Origin of the sequence: Arthrobacter sp. IK3 (assembly GCF_051337705.1) — a bacterium.
GTDB classification, from domain to species: domain Bacteria; phylum Actinomycetota; class Actinomycetes; order Actinomycetales; family Micrococcaceae; genus Arthrobacter_B; species Arthrobacter_B koreensis.
The window spans coordinates 347,892-370,340 of record NZ_JBPPSW010000001.1; the positions used below are offsets into that span (position 1 = coordinate 347,892).

Annotated in this window: 19 protein-coding genes and 2 tRNA genes; 15 read left to right on the forward strand and 6 right to left on the reverse strand. The window is 66.9% G+C overall.

Annotated elements, in window-relative coordinates; genetic code table 11:
* The first annotated feature begins 109 nt into the window (after positions 1-109).
* From ACSLGO_RS01670 to amt, 4 genes are all read left to right on the forward strand, one after another.
* Positions 110-556, forward strand: coding sequence for a MarR family winged helix-turn-helix transcriptional regulator (locus tag ACSLGO_RS01670; protein ID WP_152273738.1), 447 nt, complete (start codon positions 110-112; stop codon positions 554-556).
* Positions 557-622: 66 nt separating this feature from the next.
* A complete protein-coding gene (trxA, locus tag ACSLGO_RS01675) occupies positions 623-1,021 on the forward strand; it encodes a thioredoxin (RefSeq protein ID WP_091602462.1) in 399 nt (132 codons plus the stop codon).
* A 230-nt stretch (positions 1,022-1,251) separates the two neighbouring features.
* Positions 1,252-2,478: a formaldehyde dehydrogenase, glutathione-independent gene (gene fdhA / locus ACSLGO_RS01680; RefSeq protein WP_091602465.1), complete on the forward strand. Its 1,227-nt coding sequence runs from the start codon at positions 1,252-1,254 to the stop codon at positions 2,476-2,478.
* 290 nt (positions 2,479-2,768) lie between these two features.
* The gene (gene amt / locus ACSLGO_RS01685) at positions 2,769-4,352 is read left to right on the forward strand and encodes an ammonium transporter (RefSeq protein ID WP_436399763.1); all 1,584 of its coding nucleotides are present in this window, start codon (positions 2,769-2,771) and stop codon (positions 4,350-4,352) included.
* 66 nt (positions 4,353-4,418) lie between these two features.
* On the opposite strand, the gene ACSLGO_RS01690 is transcribed toward amt, so the two are convergent.
* Together ACSLGO_RS01690 and ACSLGO_RS01695 are read right to left on the reverse strand one after the other, a co-directional pair.
* Complete coding sequence (locus ACSLGO_RS01690) at positions 4,419-4,697, reverse strand: putative quinol monooxygenase (RefSeq protein WP_091602471.1); 279 nt, start codon at positions 4,695-4,697, stop codon at positions 4,419-4,421.
* Positions 4,698-4,735: 38 nt separating this feature from the next.
* Positions 4,736-5,692, reverse strand: coding sequence for a DNA-3-methyladenine glycosylase family protein (locus ACSLGO_RS01695; RefSeq protein WP_436399764.1), 957 nt, complete (start codon positions 5,690-5,692; stop codon positions 4,736-4,738).
* 123 nt (positions 5,693-5,815) lie between these two features.
* Here ACSLGO_RS01695 and ACSLGO_RS01700 point away from each other — a divergent pair, with 123 nt between their 5' ends.
* Positions 5,816-7,186: a cystathionine beta-synthase gene (locus ACSLGO_RS01700; RefSeq protein ID WP_433122306.1), complete on the forward strand. Its 1,371-nt coding sequence runs from the start codon at positions 5,816-5,818 to the stop codon at positions 7,184-7,186.
* 57 nt (positions 7,187-7,243) lie between these two features.
* Positions 7,244-8,392 (forward strand): cystathionine gamma-synthase, encoded by a 1,149-nt coding sequence (locus ACSLGO_RS01705; protein WP_436399765.1) that lies wholly within the window; start codon positions 7,244-7,246, stop codon positions 8,390-8,392.
* Positions 8,393-8,413: 21 nt separating this feature from the next.
* Here ACSLGO_RS01705 and ACSLGO_RS01710 read toward each other — a convergent pair whose 3' ends face one another.
* Positions 8,414-8,830: a hypothetical protein gene (locus tag ACSLGO_RS01710; protein ID WP_152273733.1), complete on the reverse strand. Its 417-nt coding sequence runs from the start codon at positions 8,828-8,830 to the stop codon at positions 8,414-8,416.
* Between the two features lie 240 nt (positions 8,831-9,070).
* On the opposite strand from ACSLGO_RS01710, the gene ACSLGO_RS01715 reads away from it, so the two are divergent.
* The 3 genes from ACSLGO_RS01715 (at position 9,071) to ACSLGO_RS01725 (ending at position 13,264) form a co-directional block, all read left to right on the forward strand.
* On the forward strand, positions 9,071-10,354 hold the full coding sequence (locus ACSLGO_RS01715; protein WP_436399766.1) for a glycosyltransferase 87 family protein: 1,284 nt from the start codon (positions 9,071-9,073) through the stop codon (positions 10,352-10,354).
* 10 nt (positions 10,355-10,364) lie between these two features.
* Complete coding sequence (locus ACSLGO_RS01720) at positions 10,365-11,030, forward strand: MOSC domain-containing protein (RefSeq protein ID WP_325785839.1); 666 nt, start codon at positions 10,365-10,367, stop codon at positions 11,028-11,030.
* 332 nt (positions 11,031-11,362) lie between these two features.
* On the forward strand, positions 11,363-13,264 hold the full coding sequence (locus ACSLGO_RS01725; RefSeq protein ID WP_411800943.1) for a DEAD/DEAH box helicase: 1,902 nt from the start codon (positions 11,363-11,365) through the stop codon (positions 13,262-13,264).
* Between the two features lie 45 nt (positions 13,265-13,309).
* Here the strand turns inward: ACSLGO_RS01725 and ACSLGO_RS01730 are convergent, their stop codons facing one another.
* Positions 13,310-13,549 carry a hypothetical protein gene (locus ACSLGO_RS01730; protein ID WP_386917038.1) on the reverse strand — a complete coding sequence of 80 codons (240 nt, stop codon included), beginning with the start codon at positions 13,547-13,549 and terminating at the stop codon, positions 13,310-13,312.
* A 91-nt stretch (positions 13,550-13,640) separates the two neighbouring features.
* Entirely contained in the window at positions 13,641-15,008 is a 1,368-nt protein-coding gene (locus tag ACSLGO_RS01735) for a protein kinase domain-containing protein (protein WP_436399767.1), read from the reverse strand.
* Positions 15,009-15,254: 246 nt separating this feature from the next.
* Between ACSLGO_RS01735 and ACSLGO_RS01740 the strand changes: the two genes are divergently transcribed.
* From ACSLGO_RS01740 to ACSLGO_RS01760, 5 genes are all read left to right on the forward strand, one after another.
* Positions 15,255-15,326 (forward strand) — tRNA-Thr (locus ACSLGO_RS01740).
* Positions 15,327-15,399: 73 nt separating this feature from the next.
* Positions 15,400-15,473: transfer RNA gene (locus tag ACSLGO_RS01745), tRNA-Met, on the forward strand.
* Positions 15,474-16,495: 1,022 nt separating this feature from the next.
* Positions 16,496-17,545 carry a MinD/ParA family ATP-binding protein gene (locus tag ACSLGO_RS01750; RefSeq protein WP_436399768.1) on the forward strand — a complete coding sequence of 350 codons (1,050 nt, stop codon included), beginning with the start codon at positions 16,496-16,498 and terminating at the stop codon, positions 17,543-17,545.
* Between the two features lie 91 nt (positions 17,546-17,636).
* Positions 17,637-18,203 carry a type 1 glutamine amidotransferase domain-containing protein gene (locus ACSLGO_RS01755; RefSeq protein ID WP_091602499.1) on the forward strand — a complete coding sequence of 189 codons (567 nt, stop codon included), beginning with the start codon at positions 17,637-17,639 and terminating at the stop codon, positions 18,201-18,203.
* A 186-nt stretch (positions 18,204-18,389) separates the two neighbouring features.
* Positions 18,390-19,604, forward strand: coding sequence for a CaiB/BaiF CoA transferase family protein (locus ACSLGO_RS01760; RefSeq protein WP_436399769.1), 1,215 nt, complete (start codon positions 18,390-18,392; stop codon positions 19,602-19,604).
* On the opposite strand, the gene ACSLGO_RS01765 is transcribed toward ACSLGO_RS01760, so the two are convergent.
* Positions 19,589-21,079 (reverse strand): PucR family transcriptional regulator, encoded by a 1,491-nt coding sequence (locus ACSLGO_RS01765; protein ID WP_436399770.1) that lies wholly within the window; start codon positions 21,077-21,079, stop codon positions 19,589-19,591. The genes ACSLGO_RS01760 and ACSLGO_RS01765 overlap by 16 nt on opposite strands.
* Before the next feature lie 157 nt (positions 21,080-21,236).
* On the opposite strand from ACSLGO_RS01765, the gene ACSLGO_RS01770 reads away from it, so the two are divergent.
* On the forward strand, positions 21,237-22,427 hold the full coding sequence (locus ACSLGO_RS01770) for an acyl-CoA dehydrogenase family protein (protein WP_436399771.1): 1,191 nt from the start codon (positions 21,237-21,239) through the stop codon (positions 22,425-22,427).
* The last annotated feature ends 22 nt before the right edge of the window (positions 22,428-22,449 follow it).

Below are 22,449 nucleotides of genomic sequence, written 5' to 3' on the forward strand. Positions count from 1 at the left end.
ACGTCCCGGGGCAGAAAAACAGGACCGCAGGCAAAATCTCGGCATAAAAGCGGCCGTTATGGGCACGTCCCCGAGAACTAAGTGCCTAGGCCGTCTAGTGTTTCTAAGCATGAAAGAGGACCTGGCCCTGGACCGGCTTGCCGAGGATTTCCGGGAAGCGCTGCGCGAGGCCGTCTTCCTGGTGCGCCATATGGACACGGAGTTCGGGATCACTTCCAACCAGCTGGGAACCCTGCGGATGGTCGCCGGTGACGGCATGCGCGTCTCGGACATAGCCAGGAACCTGGGAGTCAAGGTGCCCAGCGCCACGGAGCAGATCATCCGCCTGGAGCATGCCGGACTGGTGCGCCGCAGCCCGGACCCGGAGGATTCCCGTGGGGTGCGGGTCAGCCTGACACCGGACGGGCGCCGCAAGCTGACAGTGGAGACCCAGAGGCGGGAGTCGCTGCTCTCCGACCTGCTGGCACGGCTGGGCGACGGGGACCGGGAAAAACTCCGCGAGGCTCTGCCCGTGATCGCCAAGGTCACGCATATGGGATTCTCCACCATGAGCTGATCCGGTTCTTCACCGCAGAGCGAACAATTGCAGACATGGCGCGGCTGGGGCGATAGCGTGGCTGGTATGGCAACTATTGACATCACCGAGGCAACGTTCCCCGAAACCATTGAGGAAAACGACATTGTGTTCGTTGACTTCTGGGCGGACTGGTGCGGCCCGTGCAAGCAGTTCGCACCGGTTTACGACGCCGTCTCGCAGCAGCACGAGGACATCACCTTCGCGAAGGTGGACACCGAGGCAGAGCAGGGCCTGGCCGCCGCCGCAGGCATCACCTCCATCCCCACGCTGATGGCGTTCCGCGAGAAGGTGCTGGTCTTTTCCCAGCCCGGCGCGCTCAACGCCAACCAGTTCAGCGAACTGGTTGAAGCGGTCAAGGGCCTGGACATGAAGGCTGTCCACGAGCAGATCGCAGCCCAGGAGCAGGGCCAGGCAGCAGCAGGCCAGGACGGCCAGGCCAGCTAGCCCCCAGCACAAGCTTTAGCAGGGAGCTCCTCCACAGCGGAGGAGCTCCCTGCTGTGCGTTAACGCCCGTAACCGTGCACGGACTGCGGTTTTTCGGGAAGATCTTCGCCCTAGCCGCGCGCACTTTTCGGTTGTAGGCTCGGACAACCCGGGGGAGCTGTGCGGCCACCGGCTGCCCGCCTCCCGGGGAACCCAGTCAACGTCGACCAAGGTTACAAGGCGAGGTACCAATGAGCGGTAATCGAGCAGTTGCTTATATCGAACCCGGTGTCGTGGAAGTCCAGGACATCGACTATCCCACCTTCGAACTGAAAGACGGCCCGGGCGTCAACCCGGCCAACGTGGGGCGGAAACTGCCCCACGCAGCCATCCTGAAAGTCCTGACCACCAACATCTGCGGCTCCGACCAGCACATGGTCCGCGGGCGTACCACGGCCCCGCCCAACCTGATCCTGGGCCACGAAATTACCGGAGAGGTTGTTGAAACCGGACCCGATGTTGAATTCATCAAGGTGGGCGACGTGGTTTCCGTCCCCTTCAATATTTCCTGCGGCCGCTGCCGCAACTGCAAGGAACGCAAGACCGGAATCTGCCTGAACGTGAACCCGGACCGGCCTGGCAGCGCCTACGGCTACGTGGACATGGGCGGATGGGTAGGCGGCCAGGCCGAATACGCACTGGTTCCGTACGCAGACTGGAACCTGCTGAAGTTCCCGGACGCAGACCAGGCCATGGAGAAGATCATGGACCTGACCATGCTCTCCGACATCTTCCCCACCGGGTACCACGGAGCCGTTACCGCCGGAGTGCGCACCGGCTCAACCGTCTACATCGCCGGCGCCGGTCCGGTGGGGCTTGCCGCCGCCGCGGGCGCCCAGCTGCTCGGTGCCGCCGTCGTCATAGTGGGTGACCTCAATGAGGACCGGTTGGCGCAGGCGCGCAGCTTCGGCTGTGAAACCGTGGACGTCTCCAAGGGAGACCCCAAAGACCAGATCGAGCAGATCCTGGGTGTTCCGGAGGTTGACTGCGGTGTGGATGCCGTTGGTTTCGAGGCGCGCGGACACGGACACGGAGCCGGGCAGGAAGCACCCGCCACCGTACTGAATTCGCTCATGGACATCACTGCCGCCGGCGGAGCCCTGGGCATCCCGGGCCTGTACGTGACCGGCGATCCGGGCGGCATTGACGAGGCGGCCAAGGTGGGTTCGCTCTCGCTCAGCCTCGGCACCGGCTGGGCCAAGTCGCTGTCCTTCACTACCGGCCAGTGCCCGGTGATGAAGTACAACCGGGACCTGATGATGGCCATCCTGAATGACAAAGTGCAGATTGCGAAGGCCGTGAACGCCACCGCGATCCGCCTCGACGATGCACCGCAGGCATACCGGGAATTCGACTCGGGTGCCGCCAGGAAGTACGTCATCGATCCCCACGGGGTCACCGGCGCCAACGCCAACTAGGCGCGCTCCGCACAGGGCCGCCGGGACGGCATCAGCACGAAGTGCGTTCCCCGGCGGTCCTTTGCGTGCCCGCACCTTCCGCCCGCAGATTACGCGTCGCTAGACTCGATGGGCCGGAGACACCCCTCCAGCTTCATGGACCTCCGGCGGCACCACTCATGCGGGCCACGAGTTGGAAGCGGGGACACCATGCGCGAACTGCTCATCTGCCGGGATGCTGCGGCAGCCCTGGACCAGGCTGCATCCCGGCTCATGCCGGCAATAACGGGCGGGCGCCATGGAGCCGCGCAGTGAACGGGGCGGATACCGCCTGGGTGCTGGTGTGCGCCGGGCTGGTGCTGTTCATGACCCCCGGCCTGGCACTGTTCTACGGCGGAATGGTCCCGGTACGGAACGTCCTGGCCATGATGATGCAGAACATCATTCCGCTCGGTGTCATCACCCTCACCTGGGTGCTGGTCGGTTACACGCTGGCGTTCAGCAACCGGGGAAACTCCGTCCTGGGCGAGTTCGACGCCTTTGCGCTGGTCGACGTCGATACGCCCCAATTCCACACCGTGGCCACGGGCGTCACCATCCCCGCCCTGGCCTTCGTGGCCTACCAGATGATGTTCGCCATCATCACACCTGCCCTGCTTACCGGGGCGACGGCCGGGCGTCTGAAGTTCGCCGGCTGGACCGTGTTCCTGGTGGTCTTCTCGATTGCGGTGTACCCGCAGGTTGCGCGCTGGCTCTGGCACCCCAAGGGATGGCTGGCACAGCTGGGAGCCCAGGACTGGGCCGGAGGACTCGTTGTACATGCCTCCGCAGGAGCTGCGGCGGCGGCCGTCCTCCTGATTGTGGGGCGCCGCCGGGGATGGCCGAACCTCCGGACCTCGCCGAACAACCTCCCACTCATGCTGGTAGGCGGTGGGATCCTGTGGTTCGGCTGGTTCGGGTTCAACGCCGGAGACGGTCTGCAGGCCAACGCCATCGCCGCCCAGGCGCTGCTGAATACCCACGTGGCAGGCAGCGCCGCTATGGTTACCTGGCTCATCGTCGAACGCCTGACCAGCGGTCACTCCACGCTGGTAGGTGCGGTGTCCGGTGCCGTTGCCGGCCTGGCCACCATCACACCCTCCGCCGGCTACGTAAGTACGGGCTCGGCGCTGCTGATCGGGCTGATCGCCGGCTGCGTGTGCTGCTTCGCGGTCCGGCTGAAGCACCTGCTGCGTTACGACGACGCCCTGGACGTGATCGCAGTCCATTTCGTTGGGGGCCTTCTCGGCTCATTCCTGGTGGGATTCTTCGCGGACAGCAGCGTGAACCCGGTCAGTGCGGACGGGCTGTTCGCCGGCGGCGGCGGAATCCTGCTGTGGCACCAGGTGGTGGCAATCGTCTGCGTAGTGGTGTTTTCCTTCGTGATCAGCTGGCTGGCAGCCGCCCTGATCAACAGGACCCTGGGGCTGCGTGAACCCGGGCCGGAACAGGATTCCCTGGACAAGGCGCAGCAGGGCCAATCTGCCTATTCGCTCGGCGGGATCACAGCCCACCCGACAACCAGCGGGCGCGGGGCCGGCGCGCCGCCGCTCGCGGCCCAGCCCGGTGAAACGTGGCACGTTATTAGCGCGGTCGTCAACACCGAACGGCTTGACGGGCTGCGCGACGCCCTGCTGATGGCCGGGGCCAGGAGCATGGAACTCACGGAGACCACCGTCTATACCGGCCGCGTCCGCACCGAGGTTTTCCGCTCCGACGTGCGGAAACTGGATTTCGAGGACCGAATGCGGGTGTACGCCGCGGTCGACGACGAGCATGAAGAAGCGGTAGCCGCTGTGCTCCGGCGCTTCGGGGCTGAACCGGAGTCCTTCCACCGGCTTGAAATCAGCCCGTAGCCACCCCCGCCGGAACAGCTCCCTGCGCCGCTGCGGCAACCCAGGGAACTGTTCCGTGCAGGGGCCCTAGCCGCGGTGCAGCGCCACCGGTTCTGCCAGCAGGGCGCTGAGGGACTCATCCAGGTCCTGCTTGGCCGCCCCGCGGGAGTGCCGGGCGAGGTCCTCTTCGGAGGCCCACTGTTCGGTCAGGACGATCCGGTCTTCGGACTCCTCGGTGATTTCATAGCGGAGGCAGCCGGGTTCGGCCTGGACCTGCTCGATTGCGATCTCCAGGGCCAGCTTGACCCGGAAGAACTCTCCGGGGTTGGGAACTAATACGGCTGTCAGGTCTACGGGTGCGCTCATTTACCCAACTCTAGGCGAACCGGCGGCCGGGGGAGCGGTCAGTGCCCGCGGTGGTCCTGAGGGGTGAGGCGGGGCCCGTAAGCCTGTTTCCGGAAACCGGTGAGGACGATCAACCGCACCACCCGCTGGCGGTGTCCGCGCCACGGTTCAAGCAGCGCCAGCATGCCGGCGTCGTCCGTCCGCTTGCCGGTGAGGGCCGCACCCACGTAGGCGGCGAGGTGGAAGTCGCCCACGGAGACGTGATCCGGCGAACCATGGGTACGCTGCAGGATCTCCGCCGCGGACCATGGGCCGATGCCGGGCAGGGACTGGAGCTTGGCGCTCACCCCGTCTCCCAGCGGTTCGGCGGCCAGGCGCTCAAGGCCCGACGCCGAGGCACTGGCACGCAGGATGGTGCGGGAACGGTGCGAATCGACTCCGGCGCGGTGCCAGTCCCAGCTGGGGATGCGCCGCCAGCCGGCGGCGTCGGGAGGAAGCATCAAGCCGGGCGGAACCGGCCCGGGTGCCGGTTCGCCGAACCGCCGAACCAGGTAGCGCCAGGCATGGACTGCCTCCATCTGTGTCACCTTCTGGCCCAGCACCACCGGTATCAGGGTCTGCAGGATCCTTCCGGTACTGGGCAGCCGCAGGCCGGGATGGTGGCGGCGGGCATCGCGGATTCCGGCAGGCAGGGTAGCAAGGAAGGAAGGGTCGTCGAAGGAGGACCAGTCGTCCTGTTCACCGAGCAGCGCAGGGACGGAAGCCAGTGCTTCATCTGCGCCCGGGCCCCAGGCCTGGGCGGAGACCCGGGCGGGGGAGCGCAGTGCCCCAGCGTGCTGCCGCAGCCAGAGCGTAGCCGGACCGGCGGCGGTGCGGAAAGCCAGCCAGGCTCCGGCTGGGGAGACCTGCACGGTGGGGTCGGAGGCACCCAGCGCCACGGTCCTCAGGGTGCCGGCGATTTCCAGCGGACGGGAGGATTCAAACTCCCTGCGCAGGCAGGCCGATCCGGAAGACATGCCACCATGCTCGCACGTCCGGAGTGAACTTCTGTCCCAAAACAGGGCAGGCAGTAAGCAAGTTTGCTACGCCGTGTTCAGCACGGCCTGTTCCTGCGCGGCACAGCCAGTAACGTGGTGCCCATGAAGTATGCCAACACTGTCCTGGACCTGATCGGCAACACCCCGCTGGTGAAACTCCACCACGTCACCGAAGGCATACAAGCCACGGTGCTGGTGAAGCTGGAGTACCTCAACCCCGGCGGATCCATTAAGGACCGCATCGCCGTGAAGATGATCGAAGCGGCCGAGGCGGAAGGCAAACTCCGCCCGGGCGGGACGGTAGTTGAACCGACCAGCGGCAACACCGGCGTCGGCCTGGCGCTGGTGGCCCAGCAGAAGGGCTACAGCTGCATCTTCGTCACTCCGGACAAGGTTGGTATTGAAAAGCGGGACGTCCTGCGAGCCTACGGTGCCGAGGTAGTGGTGACGCCCACCGCCGTCGCTCCGGAAAGTCCCGAGTCCTACTATGGTGTCTCCGACCGCCTGGTGCGGGAGATCGACGGCGCCTACAAGCCGGACCAGTTCTCCAACCCGGCGGCCCCGGCCAGCCACTACGAGTCCACCGGCCCCGAAATCTGGAAGGACACCGAGGGCAGGATCACCCACTTCGTCGCGGGTGCAGGCACCGGCGGAACCATCACCGGCACCGGCCGCTACCTGAAGGAAGTCTCTGCGGACCGGGCTTCCGGCCCGGTTCGGATCATCGCCGCGGATCCGGACGGATCGGTGTACTCCGGCGGCACCGGACGCCCGTACTTCGTCGAGGGCGTGGGCGAGGACATGTGGCCGGGCAACTACGACCCCTCCGTTCCTGACGAGGTCATTGCCGTCAACGACGCCGAGTCCTTTGCCATGACCCGCCGCCTGGCCCGCGAAGAAGGCCTGCTGGTGGGAGGCTCCTCCGGCATGGCCGTAGTCGCCGCGCTGCGCGCAGCCAAGGACCTGGGGCCCGACGACGTCATGGTGGTCCTGCTGCCGGACAGCGGCCGCGGCTACATCGGCAAGATCTTCAACGACGGCTGGATGAAGTCCCACGGTTTCCTGGCCGAGACGGACCAGGACGCCACCGTTGCGGACGTGCTTGCCTCCCGTGGCGGCGAAGCAGCCCCGTACGTGCCCAAGTCCGCCACCGTACTGGAGGCCGTCGAACTGCTGGCCCGGCACGGCAGTGCACTTCCGGTGCTTGCCCACGAACCCCCCGCGGTGCTCGGCGAAGTCCACGGTTCGGTGGACGAGCGCTCGCTGACAGAGAAGCTCTTCCGCGGCGAAGCCAAGCCAACAGATCCCGTCAGCGACCACCTCTCGGCCAAGCTCCCGCAGATCGGTGCGGCTGAATCCGTGTCCGCCGCCATGGAACGCCTGGCGGATGCTGACACGCTGCTGGTCGCCTCCCGCGGAGGCTGGCACGGCATCCTGACCCGCCGAGACCTGCTCTCCTACCTCAGCGCCTAGGCCCGGCCCGCGGCACAAATCCCGACCGCCGGCCAGCCGGCACAGGAGGAACAAACCATGACTGAAGGCTTCAACACCCGCGCTATCCACGCCGGGCAGGCACCGGACCCCACCACCGGCGCCGTCATTCCGCCGCTTTACCAAAGCACCACCTACGCGCAGGACGGTATTGGCGGCCTGCGCAACGGCTACGAGTACGGCCGCGGCACCAACCCCACGCGGGATTCGCTGCAGGCGCAGCTGGCAGCCCTTGAAGGCGGACGCCACGCCTTCTCCTTCAGCTCTGGGCTGGCGGCCGAGGACGCCCTGATCCGCGCCCTGCTCGCACCCGGGGACCACATTGTCCTGGGCAACGATGCGTACGGCGGAACCTACCGGCTGATCAACCGGGTGCTCTCGGCCTGGGGCATCACCAACGCAGCCGTGGACATGTCCAACACCGCTGCCCTGGAAGCGGCCATCGCCGCCGGGAACACGAAAATCGTGTGGCTGGAAACGCCGTCGAACCCCATGATGAAGATTTCGGACATCGCCGCAGTCGCGCAGGCGGCCCACAGCGCCGGCGCCCTGCTGGTGGTGGACAACACCTTCGCTTCCCCGTACCTGCAGCAGCCGCTCGCCTTCGGCGCGGACATCGTGGTGCATTCGACCACCAAGTACATTGGCGGCCACTCGGATGCGGTGGGCGGTGCGGTGATCCTGAACGACGACGCCGCCGCTGAAAAGATCGGTTTCATCCAGTACGCCGTGGGTGCCGTTTCGGCTCCCATGGAAGCCTGGCTCACCACCCGCGGGCTCAAGACCCTTGGAGTGCGCATGGACCGGCACTCCTCCAACGCCATGGCCGTGGCCCGATGGCTGAAGGAGCAGCCCGCCGTCGAGTCGGTGCTCTATCCGGGGCTGGACGAGCATCCCGGCCATGAGCTCGCCAAGGCACAGATGAAGGACTTCGGCGGCATGGTCTCCGTGAGCTTCAAGGGCGGGGAAGCCGCAGCCCGCAAGGTGGCGGAGTCAACGAAGGTGTTCACGCTGGCCGAATCGCTTGGCGGAGTTGAATCCCTGATGAACTACCCCTCGGAAATGACCCATGCCTCCGTAAAGGGCACAGAACTGGCCGTGCCGGAAAACCTGCTGCGGCTCTCGGTGGGAATCGAGGACGTTGAGGACCTCATTGCGGACCTGGACCAGGCGCTGAAGCAGCTCTGATTCCGCCGTCTGGCGGTGCACCTAGCGGCGTCCCGCCAGACGGCGCCGCCGGACCCGGGGGTCCGTCACTGCGTAGAAGCGGCTGCTTTGCGGCAGCCACAGCAGCACCGCGCAGGCCAGCAGCAGGGCGCCGAGGGCCATCAGCGACGGGCCGCGGAACAGCAGGGGAACGCCGGCGATGAGAGCCAGGGTGGTCAGGGTTTCCCGGCTGCTCCGCTTTCCCCGGCGAAGCCGCAGGGAGTAGAAGGCGGTAAGGGCACCGAGGGCGATCCCCAGGATTCCCAGCGTCAGCAGGCCCTGGGAATCCTGCCGCTGTGTCTGGGCGGTCAACAGGAAGGATGCGCCGGCCAGGATCAGGACGACGGCGGCAATCAGCCAGGCCGCCGTGGCCAGCCGCATCGCTGCGGGCATCGGGGTCCGGGGATGTGTCTTGCTCACGCTGGGTCTCCTTAGTGGGATCCGCCTGCAGCCACCGCAGGTATCCCGTCCACTGACTACGGTAGCGGCAGCCGCGGCCCCGCGGTTTGAACATGACGGACGCCACGGTAAGTCCGTCCGCCTGATTGCGGGACACCAGCGGCAAAATCGCCTCCTTCCCCCGTCAGCGCCGGGGCAGGCGGGTAGAGTGTGCCTCGCTCGCCTGCTCGCCAAAACGGCGGCAGCACAGGAGGGAAGCAGATGGCGCAGGGACTGCGTTCTCGGACCGCGGCGGCGGCCCTGGTGCTCGGTGCTGCTGCGCTTTGCGCCGGACTGCTGGCCCTCGCCATGGTGCTTGCGCCGCGGGACGGCATCGACTTCCGGGTCTACGTGGCCGGCGGACAAACGGTCCTGAAAGCCAGCGGCGAACTGTATTCGGTGGGCATACCCAACCCTCCCAATCCCTCCCTGATGTTCACGTACCCTCCGGCAGCCGCCCTGCTGTTCGCGGTCCTTGCGCCCTTCGGGGACTCCATCGGCTTCAACATTTTCCTCGGCTTCTCCCTGGCCCTGACCGCACTGACTGCCCTGTGGCTCGTGGCGCACTTCAGCGGCACGGGCCTGCGGGCGGTCCTGAAGGGGTTCTGGCTCCGGCCCGCAGCCATCGTTGCCTTTGGCCTTGTGACTGCCCTCGGGCCGTGGCGGGACACCCTGGCCCTTGGACAGGTGAACATCATCCTGTTCGCAATGGTCATGGTCGATTTCCTGAACCGCAGCGAGCAGTGGCCCCGGGGCCTGCTCACCGGCGTGGCCGCCGGACTGAAACTTACCCCGCTGGCCTTCGCGTTCTATTACCTGGTCCGCGGAGACTGGCGTGGCCTGCGGAACATGGCCTTCGGTTTCCTTGCCACCTTCGGACTCGGGTTCCTGATCCTGCCCCGGGAGTCGAAGACCTACTGGGGCGAACTGCTCCCGGACACCTCGCGGGTTGGCGGGGGAGCGTACGTTGACAACCTCTCCTTCCGCGGCGCGCTGCTGCACTTCGCCGGACCCGATGCGGACGTCACCGTTCCCTGGCTGCTGCTGTGCCTCGCCGCAGCGGCAGCCGCCGCGGTCATCATTCGGCTGGCGGCACGTGCAGGAGCGGACCTGCTGGCACTGTCCGCCGCAGCGCTGCTGATGCTGCTCGCCTCGCCGGTCTCCTGGCCCCACCACTGGGTATGGGTGGCGCTCTTCCTGCCGCTGGTCGCTGCGGGGACCTGGCGACTGCCACGGCGCCGCCGGGCCATGCGCGCTACGGGATGGATACTTTTCATGGCCACGGCCGCGGCCTTCTACCTGACGCCCAAGGGAATCGGGGGCCTGCTGGGTGCAGGGGACCTCGATTCCCAAACCCCCGAACTGTGGCTGATGGCGTCCAGCGCCGGAGTCTTCTGCGGCGCAGCCATGCTCGCCTGGTTCGTTCTACTGCTGTGGCCGGACCGGCCACGCCGGTGGTGGCGCGCCGCACCGGTCTCCGGCGATATCCAGGTTCCGCGCCCCTAGACTGTTGCCCATGACTTCCGGATCCCTCCTGGCCATCTGCCGCGTGCACGCCCTGCGGCCCACCTCCGATGCGGTTGGCGTCAGCGCGATCGACAAGCGTGCCGTCGAGGGTCCGGTCAAGGTCTATGCCCTGGGCCTGACCGGTGACGTGCAGGCCGACCGCAGGCACCACGGCGGTGAGTCCAAAGCCGTGTATGCCTACTCGCAGGAGGACGCGGACTGGTGGGCTGCCGAACTCGGCGAGTCCGTGCCGCCTGGCCGTTTCGGCGAAAACCTCCGAGTAGCAGGGATTGACGCGTCCCATGCAGTGATAGGGGAGCAGTGGCGGATCGGCACGGACGTGGTGCTGGAAGTGACCTGCCCGCGCACCCCCTGCCGCAACTTCGCCCAGTACATGGGCCAGCCACGGTGGGTGGCACGGTTCGCCGCCGCGGGACGGCTGGGAACCTACCTGCGCGTTGTTTCCCGCGGCTCGATCCAGTCCGGAGACAGCGTGGAAGTTATCTCCCGTCCGGATCACGGCGTGACCGTGGCGGACGTGTTCCAGGGGCTCTCGCCGGAACAGCATTACCGCCTGTCGGAGGCTGGGGAAGCGGGAACGTACCTGTCCCCGGAGATCCGCAAGGTGCTGCGCCGCAAGCCGGCCGCGCAGGAAGCGCCGGCAGGCGCAGTCTAGGGCACTGTGCCGGACCTCACGGCGTTACGGGGTGGGTAAGCGGCTCCCATGCCGTACACTTGAGTAATCCCCCACTCCGGTATTCCCTGATTTCCCTGCGGACTGAGAGTCCATTGCAGGTACGTTGTGTTGGGGCCCGCATGAAACATGCGGGCAGATTCATCTCCTGGGAGCGCCGGCAAAGAAATCGTCACACCGAGCCGCGGTCGCAACCCAGTGATACTGGCCCACAGCTGTGACGGAGAGTCCTGCCTGGGATTGCAACAGTGCCCGGACTTATGTACTCGTAGCCGCTCGAACCGGCTGCCCGGCCCCACTGATGAGGAATACCCTTGCCTGAGAACACCCAAGAAATTGTCGAAGAAAACACTGCCGCAGAAGCTGTAGAAGCTGAGGTCCTGTTCTCCGATTTCAACCTGGATGCCCGCATCCTCGCCGCGCTGACCGACGTCGGCTACAAGAACCCTTCGCCTATCCAGGCTGCCACCATCCCCGTCCTGCTTGAAGGCCGCGACGTCGTAGGCCTGGCCCAGACCGGCACCGGCAAGACCGCCGCCTTTGCTGTTCCCGCCCTGTCCCGCATGGCGGAGCTGGCCGAGGTCAACGGACCCACCAAGGACACCCAGATCCTCGTGCTGGCTCCGACCCGTGAACTCGCCCTGCAGGTAGCCGAGGCCTTCACCTCCTACGCCGTGCACATGGATGACTTCACCGTGCTGCCCGTCTACGGCGGTTCCCCCTACGGCCCCCAGCTCGCCGGCCTCCGCCGCGGTGCGCAGGTTGTTGTTGGAACCCCGGGCCGCGTCATCGACCACATTTCCAAGGGTTCGCTGGACCTGTCCAACCTGCAGTACCTCGTCCTGGACGAAGCCGACGAAATGCTGCGCATGGGCTTCGCCGAAGACGTTGAGCAGATCCTCTCCAGCACCCCGGATGAGAAGCAGGTTGCCCTCTTCTCCGCCACCATGCCCGGTGCCATCCGCAAGATCGCCAAGAAGTACCTGAACGATCCGGCAGAAATCACCGTCAAGTCCAAGACCACCACCGGCGCCAACACCCGCCAGCGCTACGTGCAGGTCATGGGTCCGCACAAGCTCGACGCAATGTCCCGCATCCTCGAGACCGAAGACTTCGACGGCGTCATCGCCTTCGTGCGCACCAAGATGGCCACCGAGGACCTGGCGGACAAGCTGAAGTCCCGCGGCTACAAGGCAGCAGCGATCAACGGCGACATCCCGCAGCAGCAGCGTGAGCGCACCGTCGAGGCGCTTCGCGAGGGCAAGATCGACATCCTCGTTGCCACCGACGTCGCAGCACGCGGCCTGGATGTTGAGCGCATCAGCCACGTCTTCAACTACGACATCCCGCACGACACCGAGTCCTACGTGCACCGCATCGGCCGTACCGGCCGCGCAGGCCGCACGGGCGACGCGATCCTGTTCATGACCCCGCGCGAGAAGTACCTGCTGCGCGCCATCGAGAAGGCAACGCGCCAGCCCGTTGAGCACATGCAGCTGCCCGGTGTTGACGTTGTCAACGCCAAGCGCCTGGCCAAGTTCTCCGAGCGCATCACCGAGACCCGCAACTCCGAAGACCTCTCCGTCTTCCGTGAGCTGGTCACCAAGTACATCGCCGAGAATGACGTTCCCGCCGAGGAAATCGCCGCCGCGCTGGCCGTCATGGCCCAGGGCGGACGCCCGTTGCTGATGGAAGAAATCCCGCAGGCACCGGCCCGCCAGCGCGAGCGTGCCGAAGGCCGCAACGACGGCTTCGGCTCGCGCGGCCCGACGCGCCCGCTGACCGAAGGCAACGCAACGTACCGCATCGCCGTCGGCCGCCGCCAGCGCGTGATGCCGGGCTCGATCGTCGGTGCCATCGCGAATGAGGGCGGCCTGTCCTCCTCGCAGATCGGCGGCATTGACATCCGCGCCGACCACACCCTCGTGGAACTTCCCGCGGACCTGTCCAAGGACCAGCTGCGTGCACTGTCCCGCACCCGGATCGGCGGCGAACTGATCCACCTGGAACTGGACAAGGGACGCCGTCCGGCCCGTGAAGGCGGCTCCTACGACCGCGCCGACCGCGGCTTCAAGAAGGACTTCAAGAAGCGCGACGGCGAGCGGTCCTTCGGTGACCGCGGCTCGGACCGCCCGTACAAGAAGAAGTTCGACGGCGACCGCAGCTTCGGCAAGCCGGCCGGTGCCGGTGCCCGCAAGCCGCGTTTCCGCGACTAGGAGTTAGCAGCAGGCTGGGCGTCCTTCGGGGCGCCCTTCCTGCGTTTAACGGCGGTTGGCTGCGCGGCTTGAGTTGATGCCCGCCGATTCAGACGCGTCCAGGGGGCGGGCGCGGCGGCCGCGGAACCGGTGGAAGAACCAGACGGCGGGTCCCAGCACAGGGAAGCCAAGGATGCCCAGCAGGCACAGGAACCGTATGCCCGGTGCGAGGTTCTTCTGCCGGGACAAGGAAATGACGGCGGTGACGGCCAGGAGCAGCATGATGATGCCTGCGGCTGGGACCATGAACTCCCAGTACATGGGAACAACAGGGTTGGCGCCTTGGTCGATGGGGTGCCTCCCGGGGCAGTCGGGTCCCTTCTTGGGATGTAACCTGTCAGTCTGCCACAGCCTGATCCCGGTTCAGCGCATCCCGGGCCTCCCGGACCTCCTGCCGGAGCTGGAGCACGCCCGAGGCGATGGCCGCCAGGTCCCGCAGGGTGCTCTCCTGCTCTCCGGTGAGACTCCGTGCGTCCCGGTCCATGACGCACAGGGTTCCCAGCGCGAGGCCCTCCGCATTGCGCAGCGGTACGCCGGCGTAGAAACCGAACCCGGGTGAGGCCGCAACCAGCGGGTCATCCGAGGTGCGCGGATCCTTCTGGACATCATCAATGATGAAGGGCGCGTCTTCGCGCACCGTCGCCGGGCAGAGGGACTTCGCCGAATCAGCCGAACCGCGTTGAGTTCCGCTTCCGGATACCGTCCACACCCGGTCCCCGCCCACAATCGAGACGGCTGCTACCGGAACGTCCAGCACCCGGGCGGTAACGGCGGTAATGCGGTCAAGCAGCGGATCGGGTCCGTCTTCCGACTCCGCGCCGAGTTCTTCCGCAGCACGGATCCGCTCAGGGTCTGCCGCAGTGCTGCGCCGGCCGCGGCCGGCCGTGGCAAGTTCCATCATGGCTTCGGATACTTCGTGCGCGGAGGGGCGCTCATCCACGTCCGGCGCCGTCATCGCCGCCAGGACAGCGCTCCATCCGGGGCCCAGCGAATCCGGGATCACCGGCCCGCGGAACAGGCGGGCCAGGGCGCTTTCAACGGCCATGCCCGGGAAAGCCCGTTCACCGGTCAGGCAGCGCAGCAGCACCAGGCCCAGCGAATACACGTCGCTGTGCGGCCCGGCGGGTTCTGAGCGGACCTGCTCGGGGCTCATGAACCCAGCCGTGCCCGTGAACTCGTCGGCCTGGGGCATTGGGTCTCCGGCCATCTGCGCCACACCGAAATCGGTCAGTTTGGCCCGCAGCCGGGATTCGTCTTCCCGGTAGTCGAAGAGAAGGATGTTGGCGGGCTTAATGTCGCGGTGGATGATGCCGGCCCGGTGGATGTAGTCCAAGCCGATCGCGACGTCGTAACCAAGCAGTGAGACCTGCCGTGCCGGCAGCTTGCCGCCCGCAAGGCGGCGGCTGAGGTCAGGGCCCTGGACGAGTTCCATGGCCAGCCACACAATCGAGGTGCCGGACGGCGAAACCTCGGTGCCGGCGTCGAACAATGTGATCAGGCTGTGGTGGTTCAGCTGCGATAGCACCTTGGCCTCGGCTTCGTCCCGGCGGCGTTCCTCGTCCGTCCGGGCGCGGGAAGCGATGAGTTTCACGGCGACATCGCGGCCCAGAAGCTCGTCGACCGCCCGGTGCACTGCCCCCATGGAACCAGCGCCGATTCTTTCCTGCAGGCGGTACCTGCCGCCCACTACTGTTCCTGGACCCATGTGCCTTGGCATCCGCGCACTCCTGTAAGAATCATCCTGCCGGCGGGGAGGCAGCGGCGGTGCGGAAACCCAGTTGTTTCCTGGCCTAAGTCTAAGTCCCTGGCGCCGTCCATCGAACGCGTGACAGGCCGCTGACGTGCAGCGAAAGTGTCTTCGGTCACAGAAGCGGGGTTTGGCCCGAATCGATTTCGTGATGCGGAGAAAGTACTGGTAGAGTCTTATGTCGTTGCCCCGGTAAGGGGCGATGCCCCGATAGCTCAGTGGTAGAGCGCCATCTTGGTAAGATGGAGGTCCCGGGATCGATTCCCGGTCGGGGCTCTCAATGGGAGGGTCCGCGTTTGTAAGCCTGTTGTCCAACATGGGGCGAAGCACGCGGGCTTGACTCATTTATGGCGGTGTAGCTCAGTTGGTTAGAGCGCACGACTCATAATCGTGAGGTCGGGAGATCGAGCCTCCCCACCGCTACAGAGTAAACCCCCCGGGATCCACGAGATTCCGGGGGTTTTCTGCTTTCCCGGACACTGTGGAGAGTGGTTGTGACACGCGGTCCCCCACGGGGGCCGAACGGGGGCGGCTTGTAGGATCACAGGGAGAGCCCCGTCCTAAGTCAATCGCCCGAGCACGGAACGAAAGATGCAGACCCCATGACAGAGAACAACCCTGCCGCCAACGATCAGGCATTGCCGACCAGGCGCGCCCGGCGGGCAGCGCAAAACCGTGATCTGTCCGGCGCTCCGGACGGTGCCGAACGGAGCACCAGCCAGACTGGCGGGGTCCGGGAGCCGGGCAACTCCGGCCAGGCGGCAGGGGAGCAGAATGACACCCTTCCGTCCCGACGCCGTGCCCGTGCCGAACGGCGTTCCTGGGGGAGTGTTCCGGCAGGGGAGGCGTCCGAGTCCGCGAGTGGGTCTTCACCGGCTCCCGCTCCAGGGGCGGTGCTCGAAGAGTCTGCCCCGGATGAAGGGAACGACGGCGGAGAGCCGGTTCCTGCGCCGGTGGCAGACGAGGCGGCAGACAGGCCGGAGCCCCTGACAGAACCGGATGCTTTGACGGAACCGGGTGCGGTGCCGGAGCCGGATCCCCTGACGGAACCTGATGCGGTGCCGGGGCGGAATACGGCGCCCGGACCGGAAACGGAACGCGATGTCGAACGCGCTGCTGATCACGAACCTGAACATGCTCCTGAAGCCGGGACCGCTCCTGACGTTGGGCAAGCTCCTGGACCCGAACATGCTCCTGAAGCTGAGCCAGCTCCCGAAGCTGAGCCTGCCTCCGACTCCGGGCCCGCCCGCGAACCCGAATCCGAAACCGAGCCGGTCTCCGCACCCGCGAACACCGTCCACGCAGCGCCTGCGGCCGCGCCGGAGCATGGGGTCCACCCGGCCCCTGAGCCTCTCCCTGGGCCGGGCGGGGGCGCCGATGGCCAGCCGCTCGCCGTCGCACTTCCCGAACTTCCGGCAGCACCGCCTGCCGGCCCACAGCAGGAGATGGAAATCACCGACCGCGAAGCCGCTGAAACCCCGGCTGGCCCTCCCGCCGGCCTCCCGCTGGAACCAGCCCACATGCCGGTCGATCTGCGTGAACGCACCCGGGCCGCGGTGCGCGGCGAGCCCAACGACGTACGCCGGGCAACGTTCCTCGACACGCAGACTGCCAAGATCCCGGCTGCCCGCGGGTTCCGCGGTTTCCTGGCGTCCCTGGGCATCCGGATAGCGCCGTCCGCGCGGGAGCTCGAGGAACGCCGGGACACCCGGATCGTGAGCCAGCACTGGCCCGGCCCGCGGACCATCTCCGTGGTGAACGGCAAGGGCGGCGCGAACAAGACCCCCACCACGGTGATGCTCGCGGCCATCTTTGCCCGCAACGGCGGAGGTCCCGTCCTGGCCTGGGACAACAATGAGACCCGAGGTACCCTCGGCTGGCGGACCGAGCAGGCCCAGCACGATGCCACGGTCATGGACCTGCTTCCGGAAACCGGGCTGCTGCAGTCCCCGGCAGCCCAGTCGGCCATGCTGGCCAAGTTCGTCCATCACCAGACGGATGACAAGTACGACGTACTGCGTTCCAACCCGAATGTCCTGGCCTCGGAACAGAAGGTCACCAAGGCTGACTTCGACGCGCTGCACTCCGTGGCATCCAAATACTTCCGCCTGAATGTGGTGGACTCCGGCAATGACGAAAGCGCCGAGCGGTGGCTGCGCATGATCGACCACACCGACCAGCTGGTCATCGCCACCACCACGGTCGAGGAACATGCCGAGGCAGGCGCGCTGCTGCTTGAAGCGCTGCAGGAACGAGGCGGAAAGTACGCGGAGCTGGCGCGCGGCGCCGTCGTTATTGTTTCCCAGGCTGACCGCAACGGCACCGAAGCGCAGGCACGGAGGGTGGCCGAGGCCTTCAAAGTGCTGGCGCGGGCCGCGGTAACAATTCCGTATGACCCGGCGCTGGTCAAGGGACAGATCCGCTACGCCTCCCTCCGGCCCGCCACCCAGCGCGCCTGGCTGCGGGCGGCGGCAGCCGTAGCCGGAGGTCTGTAGAAAGATCAGCTTGCTTATCTTTGCCGTTGTTTCCTAGGGTAGAGGGCAGAGGCGGCTCAGACCGGGCCGCCAGACCACGAACGGAGGCAAAATGTCAGCACATGATATTTCCGGCAAGAAGGTCGCTTTCCTGCTCACGGACGGCGTAGAGCAGGTCGAACTCACCAGCCCCTGGGAAGCCGTAAAGGAAGCCGGCGGATCGCCGGTCCTGGTTTCGCCGTCCAGCGGGAGCATCCAGGGCTTCAACGGTTTGGACAAGGGTGACACCTTCTCCGTGGACCTGGATGTGGCGGATGCCAAGGCGTCGGATTTCGATGCGCTGGTCCTGCCCGGCGGTGTTGTCAACGCCGACTACCTGCGCGTGAACAAGGACGCCCAGCGTTTTGCCCGGGACTTCTTCGAAGCAGGCAAGCCTGTAGCAGCGATCTGCCACGGACCGTGGCTCCTGATCGACGCCGAGGTAGTTAAGGGCCGGGACCTGACGTCCTTCCACACCCTCGCCACCGACCTGCGCAACGCGGGTGCCAACTGGAGTGACGAAGAGGTAGTGGTGGACCAGGGACTGGTTACCAGCCGCACGCCCGACGACCTTGAGGCATTCAACGCCAAGGTGGTCGAAGAGATCTCCGAAGGGCAGCACGCCGGGCAGCACGCCTGACGTTTCCCCTTTCCCGCTCCGCCCCGGAAGCCAGCAGGCATCCGGGGCGGAGTGCTGTCTGCAGCGATTCTGTGCGTGTTGACCCGGCGGTTTGGATGAGATGACCCGGTTCTCCCGGCCCAAAGTACCTAGGGTGGGGGAAGCCGTGGAGTCTGACGCAGATTCGAACCAAGGGGGAATTCATCCGTGACCAGCAGCGACACGACGCCGGAGGTCCAGCGGCCGCTCGAGGGAATCCTGGTGGCTGACTTCTCCCGGGTCCTTGCCGGTCCGCTGTGCACCATGACCCTGGCGGACCTCGGAGCCCGCGTCATCAAGGTTGAACGTCCGGGAACCGGGGATGACACACGCAGCTGGGGGCCGCCCTTCTCCGGTACCGGTGCCACGTACTTCGAAGCAGTGAACCGGAACAAGGAATCGGTCTGCCTTGACCTGGCGGACGCGCAGGGCATCCAGCTCGCGCGGGAACTGGCCCTGCGCGCGGACGTGCTGGTGGAAAACTTCAAGCCCGGGGGACTCGGCAAACTGGGCCTGGGCTACGCAGACCTGAGCAAAGCGAACCCCGGCCTCGTGTACGCGTCAATCTCCGGCTTCGGCGACGGGGGCGGCCGTGACCTGCCGGGCTACGACTTTGTGGTCCAGGCCCTGGGCGGACTCATGAGCGTCACGGGAGAGCCCGGCGGAACGCCCATGAAAGCCGGGGTGGCCCTGGTGGATGTGCTCACCGCCAAGGACGCCGCGACGGCGGTGCTCGCGGCACTGCTTTCCCGCCGCGTGACCGGCCGGGGGACCCACGTCCGGCTCAACCTGCTCTCCAGCCTGCAGGGAGCGCTGGCCAACCAGGCGCAGGCCTTCCTGGGAGCCGGCGTGGTTCCGGCCCGGATGGGCAACGCCCATCCCTCGATAGTTCCGTATCAGCTGCTGGACTGCGCTGACGTCCCGCTGGCGGTGGCGTGCGGCAACGACCTGCAGTTCGCCCGGCTGGCCCGCGAACTGGGTGCTCCCGGCCTGGCCCAGGATGAACGGTTCGCCACCAACAGTGCCCGGGTGCAGCACCGGGAAGAACTGATTCCCCTGCTGGAAAAGTACCTCGCCGCCGCGCCGGCCGCGCACTGGCAGGAACGCCTCAACCGGGCAGGAGTGCCTGCAGGCAGAGTTGCCGGCATCGACGAGGGGATCGCGTACGCCGAGTCGCTCGGCCTGGACCCGGTGCTTGAACTGACGGATGCCGACGGCGCTCCGGCCGGGCGGCAGATCCGCCACCCTGCCCAGTGGGAACCTGCCCTGGCTCCGCGGACGGATGCTCCGCCCAGGCTCGGACAGCACACGGAAGGCGTCCTGAAATGGCTGCAGGAACCGGCGCCCGGACGTACGGATACCCGCGGCTACCCCTGGCGCTGACGCAGCTCCAGCCACAGCGGGGCGAAGACATCCGGGTCATCCAGGTCAACGCCGAGCAGGGACGAGGCGAGTGCCATCCGGTGCCGGAGGGAATTGCGGTGGATGCCCAGGGCCCGCGACGCGTTTTCCCAGTGGCCCCGGTGACGCAGGTATTCGGTGACGGTACCCAGCAGGTCGGCGCGGGCATAAGCAGCCAGGGTTTGCACCCACACCTGTGCTGCGGCGCTGGCGGGTGCGGCCAGTCCCGCAAGGGTTCCGGCCGGTGCCTGGTCCAGCGCCCGCCGGAGTCCGGCCAGGACCCCCGGCACCTCGGAGAGGGTGAGCGGATCACTGACGGCGCCGGCGCCGTCCGGGGCTGGTGGTGCAGGGAAAGCCTCCGTGCGGGGAAGCTGGCTTTCGCTTTCCGGCAGCAGGACGTAGAGCACCCCGTCCCGTTCGTGGCGGAGGGTGCAGTGTGAAACCGTCTCAGGGACCGGCTGCACACCGGGCGCCGGCACAAGGGCCGGTGCCGCGGCCACCAGTTGTTCAGGGGCCGCAGGCTCTCCGGCCCTCAGCGCCAGGACCCGAACGCGGCGCGGCAGCTCGGGATGTCCCGCATCTTCAGCCAGGATGCGGGCCGCCTCTGTGTGTCCGTGGAGCACCAGCTTGGCAACAGCGGTTTCCAGCACGGCAGCGGCGCTGGACGCTGCCTCCCGCTGCCGGGCCTTCAGCGCCAGGAGCGTGCAGACGGTCATGATGACCTGCCGGTCCGGTGCAGCGAGCTTCCGGCCGGGCCCCACGGCGAGGAAGCCGTGGATCCGCCCGCCGGCGGCGATGGGGTACTCCACCACCGGCTGGCCGTGGAGTTCGAAGGTCGCGGCCGAATGCGTGCCGGCCCGGTTCAGCCGAATGGTCTCCTCACGCAGCAGGGGGAGCAGCGCGCCGGTGCTCTCCGGCCAGTACCGCTCCGGTTCAGCGTCCGAGGGCAGGAACGCCGCCCATCCGCCCAGGGCCTGTGCGAGTCCGCGGATGACGGCGGCGGCGCCCCCGGGGCGCATGGCCGCCTGGGCGAGGGACGTCTGGGTTCCGAGGCTGCCCAGCAGCTCGGCCTCGCCGCTGCGGGCCGAAAGCCGCCAGAAGGAGCGGGACACGTTCTGGAAGGGCACGCCGTCGGGCACTGCCAGCAGGTGGATCTGCGCTTCGTCGCAGGCTTCGGAGAGGAAGTGCGGAACTTCAGAAAGCCAGGGCCCCAGCCCGATACCGAGCGCATGGACTCCCCTGGCGCGCAGCCGGTCTACATAGCGGGCGGTGGCTGCGGGGCTTCCGCCCAGCGGCATGCCCGTGGTGAGCAGCAGTTCCCCGCCGTCCAGGTAGGGCGTGGGGTCCTCCAGTTCCGACACATGGACGCCGGTCAGTTCCCGGGCCGGAAAGGAGCGCCTGTTGACCGGCACCAGATCCGTTCCGAGGACGGCACAAAGCTCAGAAAGGGAAACCATGGGATAAATCATCCGGTATCCCCAGCCCAGTTGGGCCAAATGCTCAATGACGCATGTCGCAGGCCTCCGTAGCGTGTCCTCAAGACCTTGGAGCCTGCCATGCCCAGACCCGGCGAGGGCAGTCTCCACAGCCGTCAACCCGAGAGAGAAGAGCGCCATGAGCAGCACAGCAGTCCCGCCCGCGGAAACCCTGGAACCGGCAGACCTCATCAGCTTCGATTCACTGCTCAACAGTGACGAACTGGCGCTGCGGGCCAAGGTCCGCTCCTTCGTGGACGAGGCGATCCGCCCCAACATCGCCGGCTGGTTCGAAGCCGCCCATTTCCCGCTGGAGATCGTGCCGGAGATGGGAAAGCTCGGACTGCTGGGAATGCACCTGCACGGCTACGGCTGCGCGGGGCGTTCCGCCGTCGAATACGGGCTCGCCGGAGCCGAGCTGGAGGCCGGTGACTCCGGACTGCGCACCTTCGTCTCCGTGCAGGGCTCGCTGGCCATGAGCGCCATCTCCAAGTGGGGGTCCGAGGAGCAGAAGTCACGCTGGCTGCCGGGTATGGCCAAGGGCGAGGAGATCGGCTGCTTCGGGCTGACCGAACCCACCGCGGGCTCCGACCCCTCGGCCATGAAGACCTTCGCGCGGCGGGATGGCGAGGACTGGGTCCTCAACGGGACCAAGCGGTGGATTGGACTCGCCAACGTCGCCTCGGTGGCCGTGATCTGGGCGCAGACCGAGGAGGGTATCCGCGGCTTCGTGGTGCCCACCGGGACTGCCGGGTTCACCGCCGTCCCCATCGAGCCGAAGCTCTCCATGCGTGCCAGCATCCAGTGCGAGATCGAACTCAGTGACGTGCGGCTGCCGGCGCACGCAGTGCTTCCCGGAGCCCGCGGCCTGCGCGGACCGTTCTCCTGCCTCAATGAAGCGCGCTACGGCATCATCTGGGGGTCCATGGGGGCGGCCAGGGACTCCTTCGAAGCCGCCCTGGCCTACTCCAGGGACCGCCTGCAGTTCGACAAGCCGCTGGCGGGTTACCAGCTGACCCAGCAGAAGCTGGTGGACATGGCCCTGGAGATCAACAAAGGATTCCTGCTCGCACTGCACCTGGGCAGGCTCAAGGACGCCGGCACGCTGCAGAACCACCAGATCTCGGTGGGCAAGCTGAACAACGTCCGGGAAGCGATCGCCATCGCCCGTGAAGCCCGGACCATCCTCGGCGGCAACGGAATCACCCTGGACTACTCGCCGCTGCGCCACGCGAACAACCTTGAATCCGTCCGGACGTACGAGGGCACGGACGAGGTGCACACGCTCATCCTCGGCCAGCACCTCACCGGCGTCCCCGCCTTCCGCTAGCCCGGTCCGCCGGTCCACCGAA